This window comes from Treponema sp. OMZ 857, assembly GCF_024181085.1.
GTDB lineage: Bacteria > Spirochaetota > Spirochaetia > Treponematales > Treponemataceae > Treponema.
Map to the genome: position 1 here is coordinate 1,525,676 of NZ_CP051147.1, position 17,440 is coordinate 1,543,115.

General features: G+C 45.2%; 11 protein-coding genes. 6 read left to right on the plus strand and 5 right to left on the minus strand.

Annotated elements, in window-relative coordinates; all coding sequences use genetic code 11:
• Window positions 1–126 precede the first annotated feature (126 nt).
• From ispH to ftsH, 5 genes are all read right to left on the minus strand, one after another.
• A complete protein-coding gene (ispH, locus tag E4N66_RS06940) occupies window positions 127–1,035 on the minus strand; it encodes a 4-hydroxy-3-methylbut-2-enyl diphosphate reductase (protein WP_253727429.1) in 909 nt (302 codons plus the stop codon).
• A gap of 29 nt (window positions 1,036–1,064) precedes the next feature.
• Window positions 1,065–2,237 (minus strand): cysteine desulfurase family protein, encoded by a 1,173-nt coding sequence (locus tag E4N66_RS06945; protein WP_253727430.1) that lies wholly within the window; start codon window positions 2,235–2,237, stop codon window positions 1,065–1,067.
• A complete protein-coding gene (locus E4N66_RS06950; RefSeq protein ID WP_253727431.1) occupies window positions 2,234–3,310 on the minus strand; it encodes a 3-dehydroquinate synthase in 1,077 nt (358 codons plus the stop codon). The genes E4N66_RS06945 and E4N66_RS06950 overlap by 4 nt, the downstream gene beginning before the upstream one ends.
• A gap of 26 nt (window positions 3,311–3,336) precedes the next feature.
• A complete protein-coding gene (locus tag E4N66_RS06955) occupies window positions 3,337–5,277 on the minus strand; it encodes an alpha-amylase/4-alpha-glucanotransferase domain-containing protein (protein WP_253727432.1) in 1,941 nt (646 codons plus the stop codon).
• 145 nt (window positions 5,278–5,422) lie between these two features.
• Window positions 5,423–7,315 (minus strand): ATP-dependent zinc metalloprotease FtsH, encoded by a 1,893-nt coding sequence (gene ftsH / locus E4N66_RS06960; protein ID WP_235619813.1) that lies wholly within the window; start codon window positions 7,313–7,315, stop codon window positions 5,423–5,425.
• 431 nt (window positions 7,316–7,746) lie between these two features.
• Here ftsH and E4N66_RS06965 point away from each other — a divergent pair, with 431 nt between their 5' ends.
• From E4N66_RS06965 to E4N66_RS06990, 6 genes are all read left to right on the plus strand, one after another.
• Entirely contained in the window at window positions 7,747–9,399 is a 1,653-nt protein-coding gene (locus tag E4N66_RS06965; protein ID WP_044017376.1) for a PP2C family protein-serine/threonine phosphatase, read from the plus strand.
• Window positions 9,400–9,417: 18 nt separating this feature from the next.
• On the plus strand, window positions 9,418–9,762 hold the full coding sequence (locus E4N66_RS06970; RefSeq protein WP_044016499.1) for an STAS domain-containing protein: 345 nt from the start codon (window positions 9,418–9,420) through the stop codon (window positions 9,760–9,762).
• Window positions 9,763–9,776: 14 nt separating this feature from the next.
• Window positions 9,777–10,316: an ATP-binding protein gene (locus tag E4N66_RS06975; protein WP_044016501.1), complete on the plus strand. Its 540-nt coding sequence runs from the start codon at window positions 9,777–9,779 to the stop codon at window positions 10,314–10,316.
• A gap of 366 nt (window positions 10,317–10,682) precedes the next feature.
• The gene (locus E4N66_RS06980; RefSeq protein WP_253727433.1) at window positions 10,683–12,020 is read left to right on the plus strand and encodes an OmpA family protein; all 1,338 of its coding nucleotides are present in this window, start codon (window positions 10,683–10,685) and stop codon (window positions 12,018–12,020) included.
• Window positions 12,021–12,067: 47 nt separating this feature from the next.
• Complete coding sequence (locus E4N66_RS06985) at window positions 12,068–16,192, plus strand: hypothetical protein (protein WP_253727434.1); 4,125 nt, start codon at window positions 12,068–12,070, stop codon at window positions 16,190–16,192.
• 193 nt (window positions 16,193–16,385) lie between these two features.
• Window positions 16,386–17,252, plus strand: coding sequence for an Rpn family recombination-promoting nuclease/putative transposase (locus tag E4N66_RS06990; RefSeq protein ID WP_253727435.1), 867 nt, complete (start codon window positions 16,386–16,388; stop codon window positions 17,250–17,252).
• Window positions 17,253–17,440 lie beyond the last annotated feature (188 nt).

Genomic DNA, 17,440 nt, shown 5'->3' on the forward strand with positions numbered 1-17,440 from the left:
TATCTCAAAAAGGAGAGATGTCTGCACTCTGCTGATTGTTGACTATGTAGTTAAACCAATTGCCTCAACACTCTAGTAGACAGAACGCTCATTATTGATAGATTTAGGCAAATATTATAGCATATTTCATAGCGGTTTGTCTAGTAACAGTTTCTCGATTGTGTCAATACTGCTGTCAGGGGTTGAGGCGCCTGCCGCAAGACCGATTATTCCATATCGGTAAATTTCCTGTGGAATGCCGTCGGCGGATTCGGCGAGCCATGCCGGTTTGCCGTTGTCAAGGGCGGTTTGTAACAGGCGGCGTGTATTGGCGGAATTACCTCCGCCGATGACAAGTATCGCCTCAACCTCTTTCACGAGTTCGAGGAGTGCCTCCTGCCGTTCGTCGGTCGCCGGACAAATAGTTTCTAAAACAGTAAGGTCGGGAATTTTATTACAGAGGATTTCGGCAATTGCACGATATTCTTTCCGCTTAATGGTGGTCTGGGCAATAAGAACAGTGGGGGCTCCATCATATAGCACGTTTTCCGCTTCTGCAGCTGTCTGCACGGTAATACACTTACCATTTGGAACCGACAAGACGTATCCCTTAATCCCAATCAGTTCTCCGTGGTTTTTATCTCCGGCAAGAATAACCGTATAACCTTTTTGCGAATACTGTGCAGCCTTGAATTGGCTTGCGATGACGCGCGGACAGGTTGCATCGATAATGATTGCGCCACTGTCTATCAGTTCTTGCCGTTTTTGTGGGGCAATACCGTGTGCTCTGATAATAATCGGCGAATCAGGTGTTATCTGTGATTTTAGCTCCTCGTCGGGGTTTACAATACGTACCCCATTCGCTTCCAAGAGCTGCATTGTTACCGGATTGTGGATAAGCGGACCGTATGTATACACCGTTTTATCAGGATACTTGGTAAGAGCTCGATATACCGCTTCAACCGCCCTCCGTACGCCCATACAGTAACCAAGTACTTTTGCACGCTTCACCTGCCGATGCCGTTCTTGTGGATGATGCGATATATCGAATTTCATTATTCTATACCTTTTTACTGTATTCAAAATTAATTAAAATCTTTGATAATTTCTTCCACTGCGGAAATGAATTGTTCCAAATCACTTTTTTCCGTACTATGCCCGATGGAAATCCGTATGGCATTTTGTGCAATTTCGGGACTAACGGAAAGAGCAGCCAGTATCGGGCGCACCTTTTTCTTTGATGAACATGCCGAACCGGCCGATACGAAGATTTCGCGATCGGAGAGGCATCGGGTCATAATTTCTGCAGGAACATTTGCAAAGCTCACTTGTATAATCCACGGTGAAAATGCATAGGCGCAGTTAGTCTCATTCGGTACCGGTGGAGCCGGTACTCTTGCAGCGGGAATAATCGAACATTCAGGAATTTGAGATAGTGCTTCGAAGAGAAAACGCGATAACTCCCCTGCCCGTTCAAATTTTTGCTGAAAATCCGTATATGTTTTTTCAAGACAGCGGGCAAGCGCACAAGCGCCGGCAAGGTTTTCCGTTCCGGGCCGAATATTACGTTCCTGTGAGCCGCCGCGGATACCGGAAATCACGGGCTGTTTTAAGTATAAGAGGCCGATACCGCGCGGTCCGCCGATCTTATGAGCGCTCATCGATGCGGAATGTACATCGGCCAGTCCCAGCTCCGCTACCGGTAATTTTCCGATCGATTGTACCATATCAACATGAAAATGGATGGGTCTTTTCCCGGCGGTGTGTGTTTTGAGCGCCTGTGCAATGTCCCGAATCGGCTGAATGGATCCAATCTCATTGTTAACGCCCATAATTGCAACCAGCATAGTATCTTCGCGCAGGGTCTGGAGCACTGCATCGGGGGTAACACAGCCATTCTTACCGGAAGGTGCGGTTAAAACCGTCCAGCCGCAGTGTTCCAATACGGACGCTTGCTCCCGCACCGACGGGTGTTCGATGTTACTGATTACCAGACTACCGGTTACGGGACGGGTTAATAATGACAAGAGAACAAGACTGTTTGATTCTGATGCACCGGAGGTAAAATAAAGTGTTTCGGCAGGAACTCCGAGTACAGCGGCACAGCGGCTACGGGCTTTTTCCAGCGTCTCCCGCGCCTCTTTTCCGAATCGGTGCTGAGCAGAAGGATTTGCGAATACCGCTGTTGCCTCACGATAAGCGGTTTCAATCTCATCAGTATATGGAATGGCAGATGCTGCCCAATCCAAGTAAATCATATCAGTACCTCCCGTATTATAGACGTATCGACTTCCCGTACCTGTGTTTTCAGGATGTCTTCTTGAAGAACTAGCCGAATCATCCCATCGCGGTTCTTTTTATCCTTTTTCATACGTGCAATAATCTCATCTGCAAAAGAACTGCCGTTAAGCTGTCTATTAAAGTAGACAGGATTTGTACACCAATTATAACAGTTAAGAATCTTTATAAGGGAAGTAGCGTAGTCTTTATCAGTGAGCTGCATACGAAGACCTACAGCTAAGGCGCGGGATATGCCCCAAGCGACAGCATCTCCGTGCGGTATGGAAAAATGAGATAAACTTTCGAGTGCATGGCCAAAAGTATGCCCGAAATTCAAGAAAGCGCGTTCTCCCTGTTCGGTAAAGTCCCGTTCAACAACAAGTGCCTTAGCCTCTGCAGCGCGGCGAATCATCAGTGAAAGGCAAGTGCTATCTCTGCGGATAATCTCATCATGCCGGGTTAGGAACATTTGATACAGTTCGGTATCGTAGAGGGCGGCAGTTTTCAGTATTTCAGCAAGCCCTGATCGATATTCGGCTTCGGGCAAGGAACTGAGTACCGGAAAACAGAGGATAATCGATGAGGCGGCGTAAAATGTGCCGATAAGATTTTTATAACCGGAAAGATTAACCGCCGTTTTTCCCCCGATGCTTGCGTCAGCCATTGCCAATACGGTTGTCGGTACCAGAATACACTGTACACCGCGCATATAAAGGGAAGCGGCAAGAGCGGTTATGTCGCACACTACACCGCCGCCGAACGCAATAAAACAAGCGTGCCGGTCAAGTCCGTATTCGGCAGCTTTTTCGGCAATAAGAGCCAGGGTGTCTAAGTTTTTTGCCTCATCCCCTGCCGGCAGCACTACCAGCGGTACTTGAGCAGAAAAATATTCTGCTTGCCGCAAAAGCGGGAGCGTATGCTCATCGCATACATATAATGCATCTACCCTTCCCTTTTCCGGAAGTTGAGGGAGGCGGACGGTATCCGAATAGCACACAAGTGTACGTCCATGCGGTGTAGAAAATGAAAACGATTGCGCTAATGGTATCATAAGCAATTTTGTTGTATCGGTAACATTTAATCGGCACGCACGGTAGTTGCTGAGGCTGCCGTTCGCGATGCCTTTCTATTTTTTATCTTTAAAAAGAGCATTTTTTCGGTTTCATAATTCGGATTTAAATCCGCTTTCCAATAAAAGAACATCCGAACGCCATGTATTCTTTGTTCAACCGTTTCCGTTTCTTTTTTGCACATACCATAAACGGGAACAACGATGAGTCCCGGCACCTCGTTTGCTTCCATTGTAAACTGTATTTTTCCTTCGGGATCTTCGAGCAATATCCATGAAACTTTATTGAATACATCAGTAGTTATGCTGCACTCTTTCTTTTGGTTTTCTTCGCAATCATACAGTGATAAGGAAGGCATAACGGAATCGGTTTCTTCCAATGCAATATCGATTTCAACGACAAAATAAGAAGAAAGATTAAAAGGGCTGTCGTTCTTTAATATGTATTGAACCTGTGTTCCCTCAGGGAAAAAGGTATATTGTTTACGCAGTGAAACCGGCTGTTCGATACTGGAATCAAATAAACCGGCAGTAGATAGTTTCAGCTCCGATCGAATAGTATTGATTTCAATTTCTTGATACGTATTATCGGAAAATACGGTTGTAAGCGCTTCCGGATGCCCATCTTTGAGGTGCTGCAAAGCAGCTTCCGATAAGAGATAGTCGATAAACATTCCGGAATGTTCGAGCGGCATATCGGAATAATTTTTATAAGCGGAGAATACGTCGCATTCAAAAATCTTCCCGCCGTGATGATGTACATACATATTTAATGATGAACGTTGAGATAAAAACTCTTTAAAACCGTCCATATCGATATCATATCGGGTAAGACCTTCGGTAAATATACCCGGAAGGCGTGTTTGTTTTTCAGCAACAAGCAGTTTTCGATACGCAATGCGGCGTAATTCGTTATGGTATTCGGGAATACAAGCTTCCAGCGCAAAAAGCTCGGCATTTTGCGCTTTCCATAGCTCTTGCAAGGCATATTTTTTACGCGCCTTATCGCCTTTCATACCGTTTGCCAACATATTCACATACATCATTTTAGAATAAATTTTAAAGGCATCGCGCTGTATCGTAACGGCGTGTTTTGTCGCATGTCCTGTCGGAGCATCACAGAGAACCGTATTCGGAGCAATATACATGGGCGGATGCGGTTGTCTCCGTTTCATCAATTCAGCCGTGTGGGTAAGCCGAATAACCGATTCAGGTTGATTACACAGCTCTACAAAGGAAGAAAACCAATTTGATCCGTCTTTATTCTTTTCAAGGCATTTTATATAGGTTTTAATCGGTAAGAACAGGAGATACATAGATTCTCCTGAAGAAGGGGCTGCGGCCGCTACTTTTTCATAAAATTCTTGCGGTGTACGGGTTGCGAAATCAGGATCATCGGGAATACAGGGAAATACCGTAATTGTTTTTCCTTTATCTTCAACAATCGCAGGAGAGAAACCGATATTTTGATTATTTCGCTTTATATCTGTCGGGAATAAACGGTAGTCGAGAAGGCAATATTCCATACCGCATCGGATAAGCGGGGTAATAAGCGACGGTGTCCATGCGGAAGCGGTTACAAAAAGCCCTCGCGGCCGCTTTCCGAAGTGGGTACGGATAGCAGCGGTCATCATCTCTATTTGACCGATAACATCGGAGGCAGGCAACAGCGATAGATAGGGCTGATGATATCCTCCACCCAGAAGCTCAATCTGTTTGCGGGAAAGCATATTGTTTAACAGCATGGAATAAGCTTGGCGCTTCCCTTTTTGCCATTCTAAAAAGCTGCCCGCCGCAAAAATAGTTAACGGCAGCTTTTCCTCCGCTTGAATACCGGAAAAAAAAGCCCTATACAGCGAAGCATTATCGTTTTTATCAATTTGCTGTAAATAGGAGATAGAAAGCTGTACGCAAAAGCATAAATGCACATTTTTTTTTGAGGTATTCACGGATCATCCTTACTAAAACAATATTTATTGTATACTATTTTCAGTGATTATGGAAGTATAAAATTCCGTTACATTTTTAGATATTGGTATCTCTAAAAACTCGATGAGCTTTTAGAGATACACGATAAGTATTTTGAATGTTTGATTATTGCTGAGGCGCGGATGAATCCGAACTATCGGCAGCGAACGCACCGGCTTTTCCGGATACATCCGATTCATCCGACAGTGCTGCTTCCGGTGATTGAAGGATGGGTTGCCGCGGTAACTGAGACTCCGCCTTGATAATATCTTCAAACTCTTGTTTATCAATCGTTTCTTTCTCAAGCAGGCGCTTTGCAATATACTCCAATAGAGTCTTTTTTTCTTGTAATCGGTTTACGACAACGGCATATCGCTCTTCCATGATACGGGCAATTTCTTCATCGATATACTGCTGTGTTGTTTCGGAATATTCGCGTACCAGCTGAGGATCTCCTGCTCCGTAGCCGCCGCCCCGCTTTGAAAGTGCAACGTTTTTAAACCGATCACTCATACCGTAGTCGGTTATCATGCTGCGGATAATATCGGTAGCGCGTGATAGATCGCTTGAGGCGCCGGTGGAAACAACACCGAACTGCACAAATTCAGCTGCCCGTCCGCCGAGGAGACAGTCAACTTCTGCAAGCAGCTCTTTTTCAGTACTCAAGAATCGGTCTTCTTCGGGGATATTCAAGGTATAACCGAGTGCTGCAATACCGCGCGGTATAATGGAAACTTTATGCACCTTATCCGCTCCTTCGGTAAAGGCGGCTGTTATTGCGTGTCCGGTTTCATGATACGCGACGATTTGGCGTTCTTTTTCCTTTATCACCCTACTCTTTTTCTGTAAACCGGCAATCGCTTTTTCTACCGCCTCATTAAGGTCTTCTGCGATAACTTCTTTACGGCCGCCGCGTACTGCAAGCAAAGCAGCCTCGTTAATCACGTTTGCAAGATCAGCGCCGGAAAAACCGCTGGTAATTCGCGCAGTATCGCTGAGATCAATTCCGCTGGAAAGTTTCACATTCTTGGCGTGTATCTTGAGGATTTGCTCCCGTCCTTTCATATCGGGGCGGTCAACCGCTACCTGCCGGTCAAAGCGGCCGGGGCGAAGCAGCGCAGGGTCAAGAACATCGGGGCGGTTGGTTGCCGCAAGCAAAATAAGCCCGGTGCTGTTATCGAATCCATCCATTTCTACGAGCAACTGATTGAGCGTCTGTTCTCGCTCATCGTTTGAATGAATGGAATTTAAACGGGACTTACCGATGGCATCAAGCTCATCGATAAAAATGATACAGGGAGCTTTTTCCCGTGCTTGCTTAAAGAGATCACGTACACGGGAGGCGCCCACGCCGACAAACATCTCTACAAAGTCTGAGCCGCTAATCCGAAAGAACGGAACTCCCGATTCCCCTGCAACGGCACGTGCAAGCAGGGTTTTACCGGTTCCGGGCGGGCCGACCAACAAAACGCCGCGCGGAATCTTACCGCCTATTTCGGTATATTTTTGAGGATATTTTAAAAAGTCTACAACTTCAACCAGTTCTTCTTTTGCCTCGTCAACACCCGCGACATCGCTGAAACGAGTGGTAACTTTTCCTTCCTCGACGGCTGCGGATCGCGCTTGCCCGCCGGAAAAGATACTGCCGCCCAGCCCTCCGAGATTTGAGGTAAAGCGTTTCATGACAAAATGCCAAAGAAGGAAGATAAAACCGAACGGCAGTATCCATTGTACCAAAAAGTCCACGAGAAAGTTGTTTTCTTTAGGACGTACTAAATAAATGACATTGTGCTCATCCAGCAATTGTAAAAAAGATTCCGAATATATTCCGACCGTTTGATAGGCATCCCCCGCATCCGCAGGTAAAAACGGCAACTTGCTTCGTGTTTGTTCGCTGCTCGCTTGCGTTTTCGTTTGTCCGATAAAGTATGTCGGCCCCATAATCACCTTAACGATTTCGCCTGATGCAACACGGTCTTTAAACTCCGAAAAAGGAATAATATTTGCATCTTGCTTCATCAAGAACTGGTTTACAATCAGTAGAATTATAAACACGCCTGCAATAATCGCGATAAAAGGTAATCGAGGTTTCTTTTGATCCTTATTATTGTTATTGGACGGTTCGGAGCTTAACTTGAAAAAATTAAAGGGATCTTGTTCGTTCGGATCCTTTTTGTTCTTATCATCATTCTGATTCATAACTGCCATTGCCTCATCTTTTACTCTAGGATTCCGCTCAAAACTCCGGTGAAGGTAGTGGAGGTTCCCTATTTATAAGGCATAACATACTCAAAAAAAACAATATAGACAAGCCGGATATTCAAAATGTCAGAACAAAGGCATCAGGTTCTTCAAAATGTATGTCCGCAGAATAACAGCGCTTGCGGGAATTTTATAATGTAGGAATTTTATAATTGACGATACCGGCAATAGATGATAGAATTGCCTTTATGAAAATGGTTTCTGCCGCAACGGTATTTCTTGCAATAAGCGTAGTATGCTGCTCGTTTTTCGTAATACGGGCTATAAAGGATAGAAAAACTACGCAAACGATGCGGGTATATAATATTGTATTGGCTGTGTTTATGCTTTTGTCTATAGCGGCAGCAGGTTACTTTCGGTATATTTCTTTTCCGTTTGCTTCATTGGCGCTTGGTATCCTCTGTTTTATCCTATTGTCGGTAGTTGCTTCAAACGATATGATGTACCGGCGGGAGTATGCAGCATTAAAAGCAGAAATAGAATCGATACAGGAAGAACTGATTAACGCGCAACGTCCTGATGAAACCGCGATACGGGCAAAAGAGCTGCTGCCTATCGGCAACACCTTCTTAATAAAAGCAGCCGAAGCAATACGGCAGCAAAATGATGTATCCGCAATTCTTGGTTTTATCAATAAAATCATGATTGAACAGCTCTTTGCGGATGGAGGTGTTATCCTTACCATCGGTGAATTTGAAGACGTGCTCAGTGTTAAAGCATATAGCGGAAATTATCCGCCGCCGTATAAGCTGCCTGATGATGTGCCGCACCAGCCGGATCGAGTTGCCACTAATTTCAGATATGCGGAATTTCCGCTTAATAATTCATTTTTTGGTGAGGCTGCGCGATCGGCACAATCGATCTTAATTCCGTATGCACAGAAAGATAGCAGAATTGTTGTAAACGGAGAAGAACCGTTTCTTATGCCGGGCTCATTACTTACTCTTCCGATGGTATATCGGGATACGGTAGCCGGTCTTATTTCTTTATCACGAAGCACCGAGCATGCACCGTTTACCGAATCTGATGTGCAAATCGGCGAAATATTAACCAGCTATGCAACGGCAGCACTGAGACTGATATATGATTTGCATGAAGAAACGGAATTAAACACGATTGAAAATGAAACCGATATTGCGAGCCGTATTCAAAAGATACTGCTTCCTAAGAAGCTCGTCGATACAGCGGACTTGAGTTTTTCGGTGCTTTTTAATCAGGCGCGAGGCGTTTGCAGCGACTACTATGATATTATTCAGAATCAGAAAGATAGACTGTTCTGTATTACCGCCGACGTTGCCGGTAAAAGTATTCATGCTTGTATCGTTATGGTAATGATTCGCTCGTTGCTTTATCTTATCACCAATACGGCACAGAATACTCAGAGTATTCTCGATATTTTAAATAAGGGTATTACAGGAAAAATATCGATTGACCACTATGCAAGCATATCGTTATTGGCGTATATTCCTGTAGAGAAAAGCATTGAGTATGTGAATGCCGGAACGCAGTCTCTCCTCTTATGGAAAGCTTCGACAAAGAAATTAGTTCGGCTTGAACAAAAATCGGATCCTATCGGCGTAGATAGTAAGTCGGTTTATACCTGCAAAAAGATTCAGGTTGAAACAGGAGATATTGCCGTTTTGTTTACTGACGGTGTTGTTGAAACACTCAATGAACGGGGAGAACCCTTTGGATTAAAAGCCCTTGGGGAGATTTTGGCTGCCAACGCCTCATTACCGGCAAAAGCAATTACCGAGAAAATTAACAAGCAAATAAAAACATTTATCGGGAAAACATCGCCTCATGATGATCAAACGGTGATGATTATTAAAGTGAAATAGGGATAAGGAGGACAGAGTATGGAACTGAAAATCCGAAAAAACAAGGATGTATACATTGTCGATGTAAGCGGAGAAATGGATTTATACAATTCGTATAAACTGAAGGAATTAATTGCAAAGATGCTTGAGCGTCAGATTCAATGTATTGTACTCAATCTTGAAGAAGTCGAATATATCGATTCTTCCGGTATCGGCGCATTGATTTATATCTGTTCAACCTTAAAGAAGAAAAACTTAAAATTGTATATTACTAATATTCACGGTTCAGTAAAGAAAGTTATCGAATTAACAAAACTGATGGGCTTCTTTCCAATTACTAATAGTCTGGAAGAGGCGCTGCAAAAATTAGCCGATAGCCAATAGGAGAATGTTACAATATGATCAAAGAATTACGTGTTGACGGAAAAGACCCATTGTTTGATAAGACCGGCATGCTGTATAAGGAATTTCCTTCAGATTTCCGGCAAATTCGCTATTTCACCCTTTTGATTGTCCAGTCGGCTCCGTTGGAAATTAAAGGAATCAACCTGCTTGAGCAGCAAATCAGTGAGATCATTAAAAATGCCGTAAAGCATGGAAACAAATGCGATCCTAAAAAGAAAGTAAAGGTCTGGTATGAATTCAGCCCCGAACATGCTCACCTCATCGTAGAAGATGAAGGTTCCGGCTTTAAAGATATAGAAAAATGGAATGAATTTAACCGCAAACGGCTTGAATGTTTGTATAAGCAAGATTTTACCAATCTTGGCGAATATGTTTCCTTTAGAACGGCGCAAAGCGATGATAATGATGGCGGAAATGCGTTATTTGCTGCGCTTGAGTACTGGAACGGCGGTTTTGTATTCGGTGATAAGCGTAACTCGATCGCGATGCTGAAGCAGTACCCCAAAAAACGCCACGGTATTGCAATAGAATAGTATAAAGACTTAATTTTAAACTCGCGGGGATGTCGAAAAAGCAACTAACTTTTGAGACATCCCCTTTTTCTAACAAACAAAAGATTGACGGCACATAAATTCTATGCTATCCTAAATCTATGTTAATAAAAGATATAATACATGGGATTGCAGTGCCGTTTTATTCATACAACGGTTCGGTTAAACAGCAGACATACCAGCTCAAATTAACACTTTCTTCTATATTACCCCCCCCTATCTTTTGGAAATATACGACGCATTTACTGCGTCGCATCATTAAATAAAAGACATTTTAGAACCGCCATGGACGGCGGTGGTTCTACGCGACAGCGATGTTTTTGCTTGGCAAAAACTCGCCGTCAGCGAATGTACACGGATGTACATTCGCTGACAAGGTATCTATACCGCCTATTTCCAAAAGCATTTGCGCAAACGATTCTTTTTCTCCTTTTATTTTCTAGTCCACTTGCAGCGCAAGATGTACAAAACACACAGGGTGAGCAAAGCGTGCCGGTTGTGCAAGAATCGCACAGCGCCATACAAGATTCCGCTCAAGTCGCCGAGACGGCCGCATCTGATAGTTCGGATATTTCCGGACGTTGGTATACGAATTTCTTTGTTTCGGGAGGCTTGCAGACCTTTATTCCCGTTTCCCTTTTAAAAGAATACACACAAGCAAAACCCGGTTATAGGGCGGCGCTCGGCTACACCTTTTTCCGCTCCGGCAAGCACACCATGCCGGTGTATCTGGAAAACGGACACAGCGTTATCCTCGGGACGAACCCGCTGGTACGCAGTTTTGATGCTTTTCCGATAACTGTCAATGCCGCCTACGAATACTTCCCAATACGGTATCTTTCGCTCGGTGTGTTTGCCGGGATAGGGGCGGAGATACTGCATATTCGCCATTATCGGACGGCACTTGATCTATTAGCCGATAAACTGAATACACAATCGGGAGCGGAAGCAGTGTTCACAACCGGCGTAACGGTCGGAACGGCAATACTGGAACGCAGCATCGAAGTGAAAGCTCAAGTTTCTATAGACCTTATGATGGAGCAGTCCCGTGTTATTCCGCTTCCTTCTTTTCAACTTGCAATGAGAGTGTATCCCGGCGCTGTTTATGCTTACACGAGAAAAAAACGGACAGCAGAGTACCAGGCGCAAGAATGTGCCAAGAGGATAGAAAGCCTTAAAACCTCGATAGAAACAAAACAGGAAGCAGCGTTGGCAGTAGAGAAAGCGCCGCCGAAAGAGCCTGAAGGGAAAGAGGAAGTTGAGATACCTGAAACAAAGCTGCTTGCACAGTTCAAGAGCATCTATGTGTATTTTGAACCTGAAAGCGCTGCGCTCGACGTAAACGCCAAAGGGGACATTAAAAAGGCTGCGGCAATTTTGAAAGAAAACGATGACCTTTTCATCCTGTTTGAAAGTTCCGCAGCTCCGTTCGGTTCGCAAGACGAAAGGGTGCAGATTGAAACGGCGCGTATCAGGTCGGTTGCCGACTACCTGATACAAAAATGCGGCATCACGCATGATCGCATTATCTATAACGAACCGAAAGATAAAAACCTGCAAAGGGATAGCCGTAGCGGAGCAGACGAATATTACATCCAATACCGGTATGCAAAAATCCGCTTTGTTAGAATACAAAGTAATCCTGATGAAGGAGCAAACAGTTGGGCGATTCCGAACGCGCAATGAGCTTTTTAGAGGCCGCCGTATCAATAGAACGGATAAAGGAGAAAAAGATGAGAACGATGAAAAGAAGTATGCGTTTGTATGCGCTTTTATGTGCCGCGCTGCTGCCGGTAATGATGTATCTTTCATGCAATAAGCTGATAACCGATCTTATTCCCTCGGACGAGCAAAAACTTATCAGCCTTAACTTGAGAAATGTTGAGCGGTATGTGTGCAGTACAAACACTGCTATTCGTGATCATAGCGTTACCGTAACCGTTCCCAAAGGAACCGATGTAACGCGCCTTTTGCCCGAAACGGTTGTATCTGCGCAGGCGACGCTGTTTCCGGTAACGCTGCGCTACTTACAGGAAGCCTTTCCCGCAACCGACGTACTGAAAATCGGCTCTGCCATCGGTAGCTTTGAAAACATCGAAGCGATAAACCGCTGGTTCTTCGAAATGTATGCGGAAAATCCCAACTTTACCATTCCGCCGCTTGTCTTTCCCATTAACTTTTTAAGCCCCGTGCCTTTTGCCGTTATCGGCGGACAGGGGAAAATAGAATTGTATACCGTAAAAGTCCTTTATGACGATGGCACCGATCCTGCGACCGGAGTACTGCCGCCGGGAATTTCCGCTGAAAAAAATATCCTTTCGTTCAGCGTAGGTGAGGCGCAGGTAGGGGACAGCACCATCGGGGCAAACACGGTAGATTTTGAAGTAAAGGCGGGAACGGAAGTGCGTGCATTGACCGTTCAGGCAACCGTTTCTCCGCACGCTATTTTGATACCGCTTACCGAGCCCTACCTTGTGCCGCTTTTGCGGAGCTTAGGGATGGATCCGTTAAGCGTATTATCCGGTTACATTACTGCGCCGAATAAAGAAATGTATTTACGCGCTCTTTTTGCGCCGGTTAACCTTTCAAATGTAACCGTTTCGCTTGATAAGCCGATTGATTTTACCAACCCCGTGCAGTTTGCCGTACTGGGTAATGATAAGGATGTAAAGCTCTACACGGCAACCTGCAAGCAGACGGTAACAGACACGGCGCTGAAAAACTTCGGCTTTCCAAAGGTGAAAAACCCCGGTCTGGTAAAAGATGGAACGGTGCGCATAGACCATGCAGCAAAAACCGTAACGGCAGAGCTTTTTTATCCGGTAGAATACGCACACGCATGGGATGACTTTTTGCTGGATTGCGACATTGCGTATGTAGGAGACGGGGCGGCAATAGTATACGAGGACACACGGTTCAATGTAACCGATAAAATTACCTTTACAGCTGAAAATCCCTCAGGCGCACAGTATCATCTCGGATCTGCCGAAGCGAAGATTATTATCAGTTTCGGGACGGAGCAGACGGAGTACCGCCTGTTTATCTCGTTTAAAGAAGACCCTGATACCTCGCGCAGCATTACCGACTTCCGTTTTACCAAAGACAAGAACGCTTCGATAAAAACGCTTTCGATGGCGGCCATTGTAAACGACGGCCACGAAGGTACGATCACCGCAACGGTGCTGTATACCGGCAGCGCAAAGCCCGAAAGCCTTATTCCGACCTTTATTACACCCGGTACGGTAACCGTAAACGGCGCCGCACAAACATCGGGCAGCAGCGCACAAGACTTTAGAAAGCCCCTTGTCTATATCTGTACCTCGCGCGACGGGCAGTACACGCGCAAATACACCGTTAAAATACAGTTTGTCTATGCGGAGCCTGCTCAATCGCTGTTAAAAACGTTCCGCTTCCCCGCAGGGGTCAACCCGCTGACTAAAGACTGTGAGGGCAGGATAGACCAAACGGCGCATACCGTGCACATTACCGCCCACTATGCGGGAGAAAAACCTAAAAAGCTGATCCCTGAATTTTCTGCAACGGGCGAAGTAATGGTGGACGCTCTTACGCAGTCAAGCGGTTTTAGCGCGCAGGATTTTGAATACCCCGTCTATTATAAGGTAACCGACCCCGGCGATCCGTCTGCATACACGATCTACGCGGTAACCGTGCACTTTGAGTACTCGGCGGATTCAAGCTGCGAATTAACGGAGTTTAAGCTGTTGCAGCAGGATAACCCCTCGCTGACGCAGGATGTAGATGCATTTATCAGCGCGCATTCGGGTGTTATCTATGCGCTGTTGCCGCGCGGGGCGGATGCAGCGAACCTGATACCGTGCTTTACCGCACGGGGACGGGTAACGGTGGACGGCGTTGAACAGACAAGCGGAGAGACGGCAGCCGACTTTTCGTCGGCGGTAGAATACAAGGTAACGAGCGAAAACGGCCTTCATACCAAAACCTACCGCGTAACCTTGCAGCAGTCGGGCAGCATTATCCACGTTGACCCGCTGGCAACAGGGCGAAACAACGGTTCGACATGGGAGGATGCGTTTACCAGTCTTGAAGCCGCCTTACAAAAGGCGAACGAAATGTCTGACGGCGTAACCGCCGAAATATGGCTGAGTAAAGACTTTACAAGCCCCGCAGGAAAGCGGTACAGGCTAAAGCACACGCTGACCCTGCGCGGAGGGTTTACGGGCATTGAAACCGAAGCTGACCAGCGGAACAAGGATAATAAGACCGTATTTCGCCGTTACACCGTATTTTTCTCCGATGAGGCAATAGGCGGAACGCTCACCTTTGACGGCATTCAGTTCGGTCATGACGATGATTGGGGCACAATAAAGCCTATTTATGACATTAAATGGGATACTGCCGACGAAAACTCCCTAGTTATCCAAAACTGTACTGTCCGCAGGGCTATGGATTTTAATACCAGCATCTCCTCCCGTTTGGCCTCGGTTACGATAAAAGATTCGGAGGCTTCTAACGTAATTACATTACCGAAATGCAATACCGTTACGGTACAAAATGTAAATACCGGCAGCAATGAGTTGTCCATAATATGCGATACCGCTGCCGTCGATAATTACAGAGGCGTCCTTTACATTAATAGCTCCTTTGACGCTAAATCTCCGGCGCAAAAAGTAGTTATCAAAAACAGCCGCTGCAACCTCCAAATTTCCGCAAAGGACATTGACGTTAGCAAATCGGAGATATACGATAAGTACAAGAGATACGGTAAGTACAAGAACTTTGATGTCATCAGTCTTTACAACCTACACGGATACTACAACATGGAGCTGTCTCCCGCCGCTTCTGCCTCCATTAAGATGAAAAACTGCGACTTCGGCAATATATCGATTAAGAACGACAGCAGCGAAGTGCTAAAATTAAAAAATGTCGATATTACCGCTGTAACCATAGCCGATCTCTCTGTATCCAGCGGAAAGGTAATAACCGAACGGCTTAACTGCTCTGACCCTGACTATGGGGACCGTATACATTCCTTAAAGCTCCCCGCCTGTTCGGCAACGATAAGGGATTACACTTTTGAAGACAAGGTCGATGTTTCCTGCAATGCAAAGGACTTTCAAGCCATTATGGAAGCAACGCCGGTACATACGGAAATAGAGAATGTAGAAGCAAAAACCTTAAAGTGCGGGTATATAACCGAAGACTTACGAACCATCAAAAGGGAGTACAGCTGCCCTCCGTATGTATTAAAAGAAGGCTATCGTAATATATTCAACGAACCGGTTTCTTTTGCAAGCGGCGGCTCCCATAGTCTAAAAGATGTTAAGGCGGAAAACCTGTATGTATCTTCAGGCGATTCTATTACGTTAAAAGGCGGCAACTGGTATCACCCATTCCGGCTAAAAGGGCAGTTAAAAGGCTCCCTATCGTTCTTTGGACGATGGAGTGAGGAGGATCAGGCGAATATAATATATAATGCCCTTGATTTCTCTTCCGTTGTGTTGAATAACGAAACGACGCCGAACAGTAAAATCGACATAGACAATATCTATGTAGAAGGGGAGTGGTTCCGGGCGCGGACGAATACCCTTTCCGCACGCAAAATACTGCAGGGGAGGCAGATGGGCTGTCTGGAATTGCAAGGGCATAGCAGCGTAACCGCTGCAGACTGCAACTTCCGTAACTTGGTGCCGTCTTACTCATACTACGACAACCAAGACCATCCACAAATCTATCCTAGCTTCCTTGCTGTAGGCGGAACGGTCAGCCTGACGGGCTGCACATTCGACGAGTCCTTTGTTCAAGTGGATTCAGGCACCTGCTTCGATACCCACCGCAACAGCTCGTACAACTGTACGGTAGCGGTGTGGAAAAAATAGGGGCAAAACTATTACGGTGTGGTCCGGGGATGTCGAAAAAGGAGCCGACTTTTAAGACATCCCCCGTCCGCCTGCCGCTTCTGTGGGTTCTTCATATCTGCAGTTAGAATATTAGAAAAAACATGATAATCTGCCGATTTTCTTAGCCATTTTGCCATCCGTGGTATATATAGAGGGTATGGAGGCGTGAAAAATGCAGAAATTACCTACCACACCGATGAAGTTTACCGCTCGAAATGATTATGCGTTCAAAAAGCTTTTCGGTACCGAGGAAAATAAAGACATCATGATTGAATTTATTTCGTTAGTAACTGACTTAAGTCAGGATGATTTTGATGATGTCCGTATCGACAATAATGAGCAGCTTCCGCGTTTTTATAACGATAAAACCGGACGGCTCGACATAAAAATCCGCTTAAACGATGGACGAAAAATCGATGTGGAAATGCAGAACACGTACTTTGATTACTATCCCAAGCGGAGTATCTTTTACTGCTCAAAAATGATCCATGAGCATTTTTTCAGCGGTTTACAGTACGCAGATTTAAAAAAATGTATTGCAATCAATGTGCTGAATAGTCCTTTTAAATTAAGTCCTAAAGTACATTCGGTGTATCAGATACGGGAAAGTGAAGAACAAACGCTCTTGGATGAGTTATTGGAGATTCATTTTTTAGATTTAACAAAGCTGCCGAAAGAGAATTTGACAAGCGTAGAGAAATGGCTTATGTTTATCAAAACAGACAGCAAGGAGGAGAGGCGGATGTTAGCACAAGAAAATCCTGTAATGACAAAGGCGAATAACGTGATGGATATCTTTTATCTGGATGAGCAGGAGCGGAGACGATATGAAGCAGCATGGGAATATGAAAGCGACCGGCTGTCGATGATAAACGAGTCTGAACGGAAAGGTCTTGAACGAGGTAAATCGCTTGGTTTTGCTGAAGGCTCGTGCCACAAAGCCTTACAGGATGCAGGTAATTTCAAACGACTTGGGGTTTCCATCGATATTATAACACAGGCAACCGGTCTTTCTAAAGAAGAAGTAGAAGGCTTGTAAGGGTGTAACGGGATAGCGCAGCGGAAATCAATTTTTGAAAATAATACTGCGATCCAATGATTTCCGTATTGTTTTTAGAAGAAATGATACGTCGAGGATTTTCAGTAGCGGCACATACGGTAAAATAGCCTTCTGAACAGTGTATGTCCGTGTACACTGTTCAACGCATCTAAATCTAAGGAAACTGT

What these genes read in the sequence shown, in the direction of transcription:
- ispH (WP_253727429.1), bottom strand. Translation starts at nt 1,035, where the DNA reads ATGAAATTCGATATATCGCATCATCCACAAGAACGGCATCGGCAGGTG.
- E4N66_RS06945 (WP_253727430.1), bottom strand. Translation starts at nt 2,237, where the DNA reads ATGATTTACTTGGATTGGGCAGCATCTGCCATTCCATATACTGATGAG.
- E4N66_RS06950 (WP_253727431.1), bottom strand. Translation starts at nt 3,310, where the DNA reads ATGATACCATTAGCGCAATCGTTTTCATTTTCTACACCGCATGGACGT.
- ftsH (WP_235619813.1), bottom strand. Translation starts at nt 7,315, where the DNA reads ATGAAGCAAGATGCAAATATTATTCCTTTTTCGGAGTTTAAAGACCGT.
- E4N66_RS06965 (WP_044017376.1), top strand. Translation starts at nt 7,747, where the DNA reads ATGAAAATGGTTTCTGCCGCAACGGTATTTCTTGCAATAAGCGTAGTA.
- E4N66_RS06970 (WP_044016499.1), top strand. Translation starts at nt 9,418, where the DNA reads ATGGAACTGAAAATCCGAAAAAACAAGGATGTATACATTGTCGATGTA.
- E4N66_RS06975 (WP_044016501.1), top strand. Translation starts at nt 9,777, where the DNA reads ATGATCAAAGAATTACGTGTTGACGGAAAAGACCCATTGTTTGATAAG.
- E4N66_RS06980 (WP_253727433.1), top strand. Translation starts at nt 10,683, where the DNA reads ATGTACACGGATGTACATTCGCTGACAAGGTATCTATACCGCCTATTT.
- E4N66_RS06985 (WP_253727434.1), top strand. Translation starts at nt 12,068, where the DNA reads ATGAGAACGATGAAAAGAAGTATGCGTTTGTATGCGCTTTTATGTGCC.
- E4N66_RS06990 (WP_253727435.1), top strand. Translation starts at nt 16,386, where the DNA reads ATGCAGAAATTACCTACCACACCGATGAAGTTTACCGCTCGAAATGAT.